This window comes from Deinococcus depolymerans (genome assembly GCF_039522025.1).
Lineage (GTDB): Bacteria > Deinococcota > Deinococci > Deinococcales > Deinococcaceae > Deinococcus > Deinococcus depolymerans.
Genome location: NZ_BAAADB010000003.1, coordinates 442,891 through 453,747, shown reverse-complemented (window position 1 = coordinate 453,747; position 10,857 = coordinate 442,891). Strand labels below are relative to the sequence as shown.

General features: G+C 71.3%; 13 protein-coding genes. 7 read left to right on the top strand and 6 right to left on the bottom strand.

Annotated elements, in window-relative coordinates; translation table 11 throughout:
* The first annotated feature begins 68 nt into the window (after positions 1-68).
* Together ABDZ66_RS02525 and ABDZ66_RS02520 are read left to right on the top strand one after the other, a co-directional pair.
* Positions 69-575 carry a transcriptional regulator gene (locus ABDZ66_RS02525; RefSeq protein ID WP_343755686.1) on the top strand — a complete coding sequence of 169 codons (507 nt, stop codon included), beginning with the start codon at positions 69-71 and terminating at the stop codon, positions 573-575.
* A gap of 128 nt (positions 576-703) precedes the next feature.
* Positions 704-1,033 carry a cyclic-di-AMP receptor gene (locus ABDZ66_RS02520; protein ID WP_343755684.1) on the top strand — a complete coding sequence of 110 codons (330 nt, stop codon included), beginning with the start codon at positions 704-706 and terminating at the stop codon, positions 1,031-1,033.
* 260 nt (positions 1,034-1,293) lie between these two features.
* Here the strand turns inward: ABDZ66_RS02520 and ABDZ66_RS02515 are convergent, their stop codons facing one another.
* Positions 1,294-2,892, bottom strand: a complete 1,599-nt coding sequence (locus ABDZ66_RS02515) for a peptide chain release factor 3 (protein WP_343755682.1) — start codon at positions 2,890-2,892, stop codon at positions 1,294-1,296.
* A gap of 169 nt (positions 2,893-3,061) precedes the next feature.
* Between ABDZ66_RS02515 and ABDZ66_RS02510 the strand changes: the two genes are divergently transcribed.
* Positions 3,062-3,832 (top strand): SIMPL domain-containing protein, encoded by a 771-nt coding sequence (locus ABDZ66_RS02510; RefSeq protein WP_343755680.1) that lies wholly within the window; start codon positions 3,062-3,064, stop codon positions 3,830-3,832.
* Between the two features lie 79 nt (positions 3,833-3,911).
* Here the strand turns inward: ABDZ66_RS02510 and ABDZ66_RS02505 are convergent, their stop codons facing one another.
* Positions 3,912-4,853, bottom strand: a complete 942-nt coding sequence (locus tag ABDZ66_RS02505) for a histone deacetylase family protein (RefSeq protein ID WP_343755678.1) — start codon at positions 4,851-4,853, stop codon at positions 3,912-3,914.
* A 23-nt stretch (positions 4,854-4,876) separates the two neighbouring features.
* Here ABDZ66_RS02505 and ABDZ66_RS02500 point away from each other — a divergent pair, with 23 nt between their 5' ends.
* Together ABDZ66_RS02500 and ABDZ66_RS02495 are read left to right on the top strand one after the other, a co-directional pair.
* Entirely contained in the window at positions 4,877-5,896 is a 1,020-nt protein-coding gene (locus ABDZ66_RS02500) for an NAD(P)H-dependent flavin oxidoreductase (RefSeq protein WP_343755676.1), read from the top strand.
* On the top strand, positions 5,893-6,411 hold the full coding sequence (locus ABDZ66_RS02495) for a GNAT family N-acetyltransferase (protein ID WP_343755674.1): 519 nt from the start codon (positions 5,893-5,895) through the stop codon (positions 6,409-6,411). The genes ABDZ66_RS02500 and ABDZ66_RS02495 overlap by 4 nt, the downstream gene beginning before the upstream one ends.
* A gap of 333 nt (positions 6,412-6,744) precedes the next feature.
* Here the strand turns inward: ABDZ66_RS02495 and ABDZ66_RS02490 are convergent, their stop codons facing one another.
* The gene (locus ABDZ66_RS02490; RefSeq protein ID WP_343755672.1) at positions 6,745-7,125 is read right to left on the bottom strand and encodes an ACT domain-containing protein; all 381 of its coding nucleotides are present in this window, start codon (positions 7,123-7,125) and stop codon (positions 6,745-6,747) included.
* Between the two features lie 119 nt (positions 7,126-7,244).
* On the opposite strand from ABDZ66_RS02490, the gene ABDZ66_RS02485 reads away from it, so the two are divergent.
* On the top strand, positions 7,245-8,300 hold the full coding sequence (locus ABDZ66_RS02485; RefSeq protein ID WP_343755670.1) for a S1C family serine protease: 1,056 nt from the start codon (positions 7,245-7,247) through the stop codon (positions 8,298-8,300).
* Between the two features lie 26 nt (positions 8,301-8,326).
* A complete protein-coding gene (locus ABDZ66_RS02480; protein ID WP_343755668.1) occupies positions 8,327-8,944 on the top strand; it encodes a LuxR C-terminal-related transcriptional regulator in 618 nt (205 codons plus the stop codon).
* Between the two features lie 241 nt (positions 8,945-9,185).
* Here the strand turns inward: ABDZ66_RS02480 and ABDZ66_RS02475 are convergent, their stop codons facing one another.
* Genes ABDZ66_RS02475 through ABDZ66_RS02465 form a run of 3 tightly spaced genes read right to left on the bottom strand, consistent with a single transcriptional unit; the run spans position 9,186 to position 10,776 of the window.
* A complete protein-coding gene (locus ABDZ66_RS02475; protein ID WP_343755666.1) occupies positions 9,186-10,181 on the bottom strand; it encodes an aldo/keto reductase in 996 nt (331 codons plus the stop codon).
* Positions 10,178-10,327 carry a hypothetical protein gene (locus tag ABDZ66_RS02470; protein WP_343755664.1) on the bottom strand — a complete coding sequence of 50 codons (150 nt, stop codon included), beginning with the start codon at positions 10,325-10,327 and terminating at the stop codon, positions 10,178-10,180. The genes ABDZ66_RS02475 and ABDZ66_RS02470 overlap by 4 nt, the downstream gene beginning before the upstream one ends.
* Positions 10,324-10,776, bottom strand: a complete 453-nt coding sequence (locus ABDZ66_RS02465; protein WP_343755662.1) for a MerR family transcriptional regulator — start codon at positions 10,774-10,776, stop codon at positions 10,324-10,326. Before ABDZ66_RS02465 ends, ABDZ66_RS02470 begins: the two co-directional genes overlap by 4 nt.
* Positions 10,777-10,857: the final 81 nt, after the last annotated feature.

The window sequence follows — 10,857 nt, the reverse complement described above, 5'->3', positions numbered from 1 at the left end:
CCAACCCACCCAGTCCCAGCGCGCCGGCCACTGCCCGTGTCCGCCGCCCGCACCACCCGGAGGCACGCATGTTCAACCCCCCCACCCTCGAAGACCTGCAGGAAACCCGCCGCGCCAACGAGAAACTCGTCCTGAAGGCGCTGGAAAGCAAGCCGGAATGGGTCGAGACCGAACTCGCCAAGACCACCGGTCTGGCCCTGTCGCACCTGCGCGCCGCGCTCGCCAGCCTGCTCGACCAGGGCCGCGTGCGCCGCCTGCCCGGTACCGGCACCCGCGCCGTGTACGGCCTCGCGGACCCCGGTCTGGCCGACGTGCCCGCCACGCCCCTGACGGGCGACGCCAAGCGCGTCCGCGACTACCTCGAGGGCCGCGCCGACAGCGCCCTGTACATGAGTGACCAGCTGCGCATGACCCGCGAGGACGTCATGACCGCCCTGAGCCTCCTGAACGCGCACGGCATGATCACCTGCACCTTCGTGGGCAGCCTCGTGATCTTCCGCCTGAAAGAAACCCAGGCGCTCGGCACCGAACAGGCCGCGCCCGCCGCGACCGGCAAGAAGAAACAGGTCGCCTGACCCCTCCCACCACAGGGGGCCGGTCTTCCCGTCTGGGGGACCCGGCCCCCCTTTTTTGCCTGGGCCCCGCGCAGCCGGTGACAACCGCCTGACCGTCGCGCTGCGGGGGGTTTGATATTCTCGGGGGTATGAAGCTTGTGCTCGCCGTGATTCAGGACGCCGACGCGACCGCGCTGGTCCGCGTCCTGTCCCAGAATGCCTTCGAAGTCACGAAGCTCGCCAGCACCGGCGGCTTCCTGCGGGAGGGCAACACCACCCTGATGATCGGCGTCGACGACAGCCGCCTGGAGGAACTCAAACGTCACGTGCAGCGCACCTGCCGCACCCGCACCCGCCTCGTCGCGCCCAGCGTCCCCATGGGCGAGCAGAACGAGGGCCTGGTCGGCGATCCGGTCGAGGTGCCGGTCGGCGGGGCCGTCATGTTCGTCATGGGCGTGCAGGAATTCGTCAAGGTCTGATACGGACTCCGATTGAATGGCTGACAAAGCCGTTCAATCCGAGCGGATGCGACTCGGAGAGCTGCTCCGCAGAGAAGGAGCTGGGCGCCCCTCCGGACGTGGCGGTGACAGCTCAGTGGGGTTCCGATCTGTGAACGAAACAAACGGCAGTCCGTATGACGGCAGGTTGAAAGTGGATGGTTGATGGAGGTGAGGAACCGACCATCAACCATCGACTTTCAACTGGTCACTTTCACCTGCTCACTTTCAACCGTTCATCCCTATACGCGGGTGAGGTCTTTCGGCAGCGGCAGGAACTCGATTTCCGGGTGTTGCTCGGCGGTGTATTCCAGGTCGTACTTGCTGCGGAACAGCATGACGGGTCGGCCCTGGTCGTCCTCGACGTGGCGGGCGAAGCGGGCGACGTTGGTGGGGTCGCCGGCCAGCCAGCGCACCAGCCCGTAACTGGTGACGTGCATCTCGACGTCCACGCCGTACTCCTCCTGAAGGCGGGCCTGGAACACCTCGAACTGCAGCGGCCCGACCGCGCCCAGGTAGGGATCGCGGGCGCCGTCGGTGGGGTAGAACACCTGCACGACGCCTTCCTCGGCCAGCTGCGTGAGGCCCTTCATGAACGCCTTGCGTTTCCCGACGTCTTTCAGGCTGATGGTGGCGAACGTCTCGGGCGTGAAGCGCGGGAAGCCGGGCAGCGTGACCTTGGCGTCGAGGCTGATCACGTCCCCGATCTGGAACACGCCGGGGTTCACGAGACCCACGATGTCGCCCGGGTACGCTTCCTCGACCTTCTCGCGGTCCTGCGCGAACAGGGTGTGCGCCTGCGAGAGCCGCAACTTGCGGCCCGTGCGGGTGTGCGTGACGTCCATGCCACGCTCGAAGTGCCCGCTCATGACGCGCATGTACGCGGTGCGGTCACGGTGCTGCTTGCTCATGTTCGCCTGCAGCTTGAAGATGAAGCCCGCGAACGGTGCTTCCGGGCTGCGTTCGCCCAGGTTCGTCTCGACCGCGCCGGGAGGCGGCGCGAGGTCCACGAAGTTGCTCAGGAAGTGTTCGACGCCGAAGTTGTTCATGGCGGATCCGAAGAACACCGGGGTGAGTTCGCCACTCAGGAATTTCGCTTCCTCGAATTCCGGCATGGCCCCCTGGATCAGTTCGACGTCCTCGCGCAGTTTCGCGGCGAGGTCCGCGCCGACCAGGGCGTCCAGTTTCGGGTCGTTCAGGCCGCTGGTCTGCATGGGCGCGCGGTGCTTGCCGCCGGACGTGCGCTCGAAGGCCAGGACCTGCCCGGTCTGCAGGTCGTACACGCCCTTGAAGTCCGGTCCGTCCCCGATGGGCCACGTGAGCGGCACGGCCGTGATCTTCAGGATGCCTTCGAGCTGCTCGAGCAGTTCGAAGGGGTCCTGGGCGGGGCGGTCCATCTTGTTCACGAAGGTCAGGATCGGAATGCCCCGGTTGCGGCACACCGCGAACAGCTTCTCGGTCTGCGCCTGCACGCCACGCGCGGCGTCCAGGACCATCAGGGCGCTGTCGGCGGCGGTCAGGGTGCGGTAGGTGTCCTCACTGAAATCCTGGTGTCCGGGGGTGTCGAGCAGGTTGATGTGCCGCCCCCCGTACTCGAAGGTCAGCGCGGAGGAACTGATGGAGATGCCGCGCTGCTGCTCGATGCTCATCCAGTCGCTCTTGGTGTGGCTGCGGCCCTCCTTGGCGGTGACGCTGCCGGCCTCCTGGATGGCGCCTCCGTACAGCAGGAGTTTTTCGGTGATGGTGGTCTTCCCGGCGTCCGGGTGGCTGATGATGGCGAACGTGCGGCGGCGGGCGATCTCGCTGCTCAGCGCGGCGGGGTTGGTGTCGGGGCTGGTCATGGGAACTCCTGCGGGCCTGAACGAGCGCGGCCCGAAGCGGGGGGGGAACGGGGGGAGTGCAAACGCGGGACTCGACTCCCGCTAGGGTGGCGTGAGGAGAACCGTCATTCCCGCATGATACCGGGCCGCACCCCGTCACGCCACACGCGCGGCGGCGTAAGCTGACCGCATGACCAGTTCCTCCCGTGCCGGATTCAGTGCCGTTCTCGCCACCGCGATCGCCTCGGCGGCCTTCGTGCTGACCGGCGTGCTGGTCGTGCGCGGCCTGGGCGACCTGCGTAACGCCAGCGACGTGATCAACGTGACCGGCAGCGCCCGGCGCAGCATCACCTCCGACCAGGCGGTGTGGCGGTTCACGGTGCGCAGCGTGGACGACACGAGCCTGCAGGGCGCGTACCGGACCTTCCGGGCCACGCAGCCGGCCGTGGACTCCTTCCTGAAGGCACAGACGCTGAAACCCGACGAGCTGCGGCGCGAACCCGTGAACGCCGGCCCGGAACGCTACACCGTGATCGAGACGCTGAACGGCGAGAACCGCGAGGTGGAACGCACCCGCTTCGTGGTCAGCGAGACCTACCGCCTGCAGTCGAACGACATCCGCCGGATCCAGGGCGCGGTATCCGACGCCACTGCCGCGTTCGTGCAGGCCAGCACGGACGGCGTGAGCATCGAGAGCAGTGACATCGAGTACCTGTACACCCGGCTGGCCGACGTGCGACTCGAGCTGCTGAAGGAGGCGAGCCAGGACGCGCAGCGCCGCGCGCAGGCCATCGCGCAGAGCGCCGGAAACTCGGTGGGAGCCGTGAAGAACGCCCGCATGGGCGTGTTCCAGATCACGCCACGTTTCGAGACGAGCGTTGAGGACAGCGGCAGTTACGACACCAGCAGCCTGGAAAAGGACGTGACGGCCGTCGTGGAGATCGACTTCGTGGTCCGCTGAACGGAGGGCGGGCGGACCGCCACGCCTCATACGGACTCCGGTTGAATGGTTTGCCCAACCCGTTCAATCGGAAGCCGTATCAGGCCGGCCCGGCCGGGGACGCCGCGCACCCGAAGGCACCCAGCGCGGCGTCGAGGGTGCCCAGGCGCGCGGCGATCAGGGCGTGCGGGTCGCGGTTGTACCCGCCGGCCATGACGGTCACGGTCGGCAGGCCGGCCCGCGCGGCCCAGCGCAGCACCCGGTCGTCCCGGCGGCGCACCCCGGCCGGGCTGAGGGCCAGCTTGCCCAGCTGATCTCCCTCCAGCACGTCCGCCCCGGCCAGGTAGTACACGAAGTCCGGCGCGAAGGCCGCCACGACCGGCGCCACCTCGCGGTCCAGGGCGTTCAGGTACGCGGCGTCCCCGGTCCCGTCGGGCAGGGGGATGTCCAGGTCGCTGACCTCCTTGCGGAAGGGGTAGTTGTTCTGCGCGTGCACGCTGACGGTCAGCACGCGTTCCTCGCGGGCAAAGATGGCGGCCGTGCCGTTCCCCTGATGCACGTCCAGGTCCAGGATCAGGATGCGGCTGGCCTGCCCGGAGTCCAGCAGCCAGCGGGCGCTGATCGCCACGTCGTTCAGGAACGAGAACCCCTCGGCGTGACCGGCGTGCGCGTGGTGCGTGCCGCCCCCCAGGTTCACTCCCAGCCCCACGCTCAGGGCGTCGCGGGTGGCGGCCAGGGTCGCGCCGCTGCTGCCCAGGCCCCGCTCGACCACCGCGGGGCTCCACGCAAAGCCCAGCGCCCGTTCCTCGATGCGGGTCACCCGCCCGTCTCGCCAGCGGGCCAGGAACGCCGGGTCATGCACCGCCTCGGCCAGCGCCCACGGCAGGTCCGGCGCGTCCAGCAGCGGCAATCGGGCGGCCGCGCCGTCCAGCAGCGGCGCGATGAACTCGCGCGGCAGGAACTGACGGCGCGGCGCGGGCGACCCCACGTACGCCGCGCGGCGAAACGGCGTGAACGCCCGGAACGGATGCGTGAACCCCACCCCCGCAGGCTACGCTGGGCGGCATGAACGCACTGCGGTCCTGGCCGGAATTTCAAGCGACCCTGCGCGTCCCGCTCGTCCTGGCCCCCATGGCGGGCGGCGTGGGCACACCGGCCCTGGCGGCGGCCGTGTCGCAGGCCGGCGGGCTGGGCAGCCTGGGCGCGGCGTACCTGACGCCCACGCAGATCGGTGGGGCGATGGCGGCCGTGCGCGCCCATACGGACCGGCCGTTTCTGGTGAACCTGTTCGCGCCGCAGCCGGTCCCCACCGTCACGCCCGCAGCGGTTGCCCTGGCCCTCGAGGAACTGGCGCCCTTCCACGCGGCGCTGCACCTGCCACCGCCCACGCTGCCGCCGCAGGTGCAGGAGGACTTCGGCGCGCAGCTGAACGCGGTCCTCGCCGATCCGCCCGCTGCTTTCTCCTTCGCATTCGGTCGCCTGCCACCCGCCGCACTGGACGCCCTGCACGCAGCGGGCGTGCTGGTGATCGGCACGGCCACCAGCCTCCGGGAAGCGCACCTGCTGGCGCAGGACGGCGTGGACGCCGTGACCGTGCAGGGCGGCGCGGCCGGCGGTCACCGCGGCGGGTGGATGCAGGATGACCACGCGGATACCCTGCACCTGACCCGGCAGGTCAGCGCGGCCCTGAGCGTGCCCGTGATCGCCGCCGGGGGCCTGATGGCCGCCGCGGACGTGCAGGCCGCCCTGCAGGCCGGAGCGGCCCTTGCCCAGTGCGGCACGGCGTTCCTGCTGGCCGACGAGGCCGGAACCACCGCCCCATACCGCGCCGCGCTGCGGGAGGGGCGGCCCACCGTCCTGACCCGCGCGTTCAGCGGCCGACCCGCACGCGGCCTGCGCAACTCCTTCACCGACACCGTCACCTCTCCCCTGCCCACCCCCACCCAGAACGCCCTGACCCGCCCCCTGCGCGCCGCCGCCGCCCAAGCCGGCAACCCGGAACTGCTGAGCCTGTGGGCCGGGGACGGTTACCGGCAGGCGCGCACGGCCAGCGCCGCGCAGATCGTGGCGGACCTGACCCCATGACGCCCGACAGCGTGACGGTCGCCCTGCGGCCCCTGCGCCCCGGTGATGAGGCCGCGGCGGTGCGGTGGGCGGCAGACCCGGTGTTCTGCCGCGCGGTGGACTGGACGCCGGGCCTGTCGGCGCGGGTGGTGCGGCGGCACTGGCAGGCGATCATCGCGGCGCAGGAAGCTGCTTTCCGCCGCTGGGGGGTCACGGTGAACGGCGAACTGGTCGGGTACGCGGACCTGGGCCGCATCGGGCCGGACGGCGCGGAGCTGGGGATCGCCCTCGGGGACCGGGCGCAGTGGGGGCGCGGGGTGGCGTTCGGGGCGTGCCGGGACCTGCTGACCCTGGCGTGGGCAGCGGGCCTGCCGAGGGTGACGGCGCACGTGCACGCGCCGAACGCCCGGTCGCACGCGCTGATGCGCCGCCTGGGCATGCGCGAGGAAGGCCACGCGAACCCGGAAACGTACGGGGGTCAGGTGGTGGCGGTCACGCGGTACGTGATCCTGAACCCGGAAGGAACTGAACTGTAGGGACAGGGGGACCGTGTCCACGGGTCCCCACTGCCTGCTCATACGGACTGCCGTTTGTTTCGTGAACAGATCGGAACACCACCGATCTGTTCACTCCACGTCCGGAACCCGGTTTTCTCCCACTCGCTTCGCTCGGATTGAACGGCTTTGTAAGCCATTCAATCGGAGTCCGTATCATACGAACTGCCGTTTGTTTCGCTGACAATCCGGAACCTCACCGGCTTGCCAGCTCCACGTCCGGAGGGACGTTTTTCTCCTGCTCTGCGGGGCAGCTCTACGAGTCGCTTCGCTCGGATTGAATGGGCTGCAAAGCCCATTCAATCCGAGTCCGTATCAGTCCAGCAGCGTGTGCCCGGCCGCCCGGAGGGCCTGGGCGGCGCGGCGCAGGTCGGCCTGCGCCACGAGGACGTAGTCGGTGTTGAAGGTGGACAGCGCGAAGATGCCGACCTCCGCGTCCCGCAGGGGGTTCAGGACACTGGCGAGGATGCCGCTGAGGGTGAAGTCGAACGGACCGTGGAGTTTCAGTGCGGCCCAGCCGGGCTGGGTGGTCACGCCGGGCGGGACGTTCGCGGCGGGGCACACGACGGACAGTTCGTCGCTGACGCCCAGGACGCACCACAGGTCGCCCGTGAAGGCCCAGGCGGGCGCGGCGCTCCCGGCAGGCAGCTGTGAGACGGCGTACTCGCCGGGCACCACGGACAGGGTCTGGGGCATGGCGGCAGGATAGCGCCCCCTCTGCAGGTGCGGTCCGGGCCGGCCCCTCCATCCGGCCAGGGTGGGCACCTGTCCGTTTGCCGGGCGTGCGGGCGGGGCGCGGGGATCACCATGTGGGCATGACGATCTTTTCTGAACTTTCGAAGGGAATGGCGGACGCGGTCGAGGCGGCGTCGGAGAGGGTGGTGCAGGTCCGGGCGGCGCGACCCGTGAGTGGCACGGTGATCGGTGAGGGCCTGATCCTGACGGCGGCGCACGTGCTGCCCACCGATGAAGTGACGGTCGTGACGGCCGCTGGCGAGCGCCGGGGCGCGGCCGTGGCGGGGCGTGACCCGGCGACGGATCTGGCGTTGCTGCGCGTGCCGGGCCTGGGTGTTCCGGCGCTGGAACCGGGCGCGGAGCCCCGGGTGGGCGAGTTGCTGCTGGCGGTGGGCCGCCCGCCGCATGGCGTGCAGGCGGCGCTGGGCCTGTACGGGCGCGGGGCGCCGACGCGGGGGCCGGGGCAGGGCTGGCTGCCCAGCGGGGCGGCGCCGTTCCCGGCGTCCAGTGGTGGCGCGCTGGTCGGCGCGGACGGCACGCTGGTGGGCGTGCTGAATGCGGGGGTGCGGCGCGGCGAGTTGCTGGCCGTTCCGGCCGGGCGGGCGCTGCGGGTGGCGGCGCTGCTGGACGCTCAGGGCCGCGTGCCGCGCGGGTACCTGGGTCTGTCCGCGCAGCCCGTGCACTTCCCGGACGCGCAGGCCGGGTCCGGGGGGGCCGGGGATGGGGATGAGGCGAACCGGGAAGCGGCGCAGTGGCCCCGCGGTCCCCGGGCGGGCGGTCCGTGGGAGCGCGGGCACCGGGCCGGGCCAGGGCGTGACCGCGGACAGGAGGGCGGGCGTGGGCGCGGCGGCCCCAGTGGACCGCGTGGCCCGTGGGGTCCGGGCGGGTGGAGACCGGGCGGATGGGCCCAGGGTGGCCGCGTGGGCCTGACGGTCGTGCAGGTGGACCCGGCCGGGCCGGCCGCGCAGGCGGGCGTGATGGTCGGGGACGTGCTGCTGGCGCTGGACGGCGCCCCGGTCCGGCACCCGCGTGAACTGCTGGCGCGGGTGCAGGATCAGGCCGGGCAGACCGTCACGCTGCGCCTCCTGCGGGGCGGGCAGGAGCAGGACCTGCCGGTACGGGTCGGGGAACGCTGAGCCGCGCCGTGCCGGTAGGATCAGGCATGAGCCGCCCGCCCGCCCCGCCGCACCTGCCGACCGTGCAGGTGGCGGTCGCCTCGGCGGTGCTGGCGGCGGGCATGCAGGCGATCCTGGCGGCCGGTGGCCTGCGCGGCCCGGCCGATGGTGGCCCGGCGGACGTGCTGATCGTGGACGACGCGTGGCTGGCCGACCCGGACGCCCTGGGCGGCCACCCGGCGCTGGTGGCGATCGGGTCGGGCGTGTGGGCCGCGCTGCTGCCGGACCTGAGCGCGGGCGGCTGGGCGGCGCTGGGCGCCGACGCCACGCCCGCCGAGCTGCTGGCCGGGGTGCTGGGCGCCGCTGCCGGGCTGGCCGTGCTGCCGCCGGCGCTGCTGCCCTCTCCCGCTCCGGAGGCGCCCACGGACCTGCAGGATGACGATGCGGCGGGCGTGCCTGCGGGTGACGTGAGCCTCACGCCCCGCGAGCGTGACGTGCTGGCCCTGCTGGCCGAGGGCCTGAGCAACAAACGTGCCGCCCGTGACCTGGGCGTGTCCGAGAGCACCGTCAAGTTTCACGTGCAGGCGCTGTACTCCAAGCTGGGCGTGCAGAGCCGCGCCGGGGCAGTCGCGCGCGGCATCGCGCTGGGGCTGGTCAGCGTGTAAGACGGACTCCGATTGAATGGGCTGCAAAGACCATTCAATCCGAGCGGATGCGAGTAGGAGAGAAACGGATTCCGGACGTGGAGCTGGCAATCCGGTGAAGTTCCGGATTGTCGGCGAAACAAACGGCAGTCCGTATGAGACGGACTCGGATGGAATGGGTTGCAAACACCGTTCCATCCGAGTCCCTGCAGGTCAGGGGAGTGCGGGACGTGTCCCGGCACCGCACGATTCACGCCTCCCGTCAGCGGTTGACGGCGCTCATGTCCGGGTAGCGGTCCCCGGCGGCGGCGCCCTGCGGGAACGCCCCGTCGATGCGGGTCAGGTCGTCGGGGGTCAGGGTGACGTTCAGCGCACCGAGGTTCTCCTCGAGGTACTTCACGCGTTTGGTCCCGGGAATGGGGGCCACGTCGCGGCCCTGCGCGAGCACCCAGGCGAGGGCCAGCTGGCCGGGCGTGCAGCCCTTCTCGGCGGCGATGGCCTGCACCTGCGTGACCAGGTCGAGGTTCTGCTGGAACGCCTCGCCCTGGAAGCGGGGGTTGTGGCGGCGGAAGTCGTCGGGCGCGAAATCGTCCGGGGTTCTGATCTGGCCGGTCAGGAACCCGCGTCCCAGCGGGCTGTACGGCACGAAGCCCACGCCCAGTTCGCGGCAGGCAGCCAGCACGCCGTTCTCGGGGTCGCGGGTCCACAGGGAGTACTCGCTCTGGAGGGCGGTGATGGGGTGCACGGCGTTCGCGCGGCGCAGCGTGTCGGCGCTGACCTCGCTCAGGCCGATGGCGCGCACGAGGCCCGCCTGCACGAGTTCCTGCATGGCGCCCACGGTGTCCTCGATGGGCGTGGCGGGGTCCACGCGGTGCAGGTAGTACAGGTCCACGTGGTCGGTGTTCAGGCGCCGGAGGCTGCCCTCGATCGCCTGCCGGACGTACCCGGGGCGGCCGTTGATGCGCCGCCCGCCGGGTGCGTCCGGGTCGGCCTGAATGCCGAACTTGGTGGCCAGGATCACGCGGTCGCGTTTGCCGCGCAGCCAGCCGCCCAGCAGTTCCTCGTTGGTGTGGGGGCCGTACATGTCGGCGGTGTCGTAGAAGGTCACGCCCAGGTCCAGCGCGCGGTCCAGGGTGCGCAGGTTCTCGTTCTGGTCGCGGGGGCCGTAGAAGGCGCTCATGCCCATGCAGCCCAGGCCCAGCGCGGAAACGGTCAGGTCACGAAGTGTACGGGTGGGCAGGTCGGTGGTGGGGGTCATGCGGTTCTCCTTGGGGTGGAACCCTGAATCCAGGGTCGGGCGAGGGGCAGGACGCGCGGCAGCAGCACCGGCGACTGCACGGGCACGGCGATCAGGGTCAGGACCGGCACGCCCGGACCCGGCGCCGGGGTGGGAGCGGCCGTCATGCGTAGTCTCCTGGCGGGCGGGTTCCGGCGGGCGGGACGGCGGGCGTGCCGTCGCAGGCGCGGTGGGCGTCGTACCGTTCGATCTTGGCGCGGATGGCGCGCAGGTCGCCCTGCAGGGCCAGCAGCCGGGCCTGCACCGCCTCCTCATGCCGGACCAGCAGGGCGCGCCGCTCGGGGGCCGTGTGGTCGCCCGCCCGGACGAGCGTCATGTACTCGCGCAGGCCCGCCATGCCCATGCCCGTGCCGCGCAGGTGCAGCAGGAACCTCAGCAGGCTCAGTTCCCGCGCGGAGTACCGGCGCTCGCCGCTGCTGGCGCGCGGCACGTCCAGCAGGCCCTCGCGGTCGTAGTAGCGCAGGGTATGCACGCTGACGCCCAGCATCAGCGCCGCGTCGCGGATAGCGTACGTCGGCGCGCCCTGCTGGTCGGTGGGGGGGTCGGTGACCGTCATGCCCGTACGGTAGACCTTCGAGCGCACGCGAGGTCAAGTGCCCGGCCACCGTGAAGGCCCGGTGAACGTACCACCCGGTTC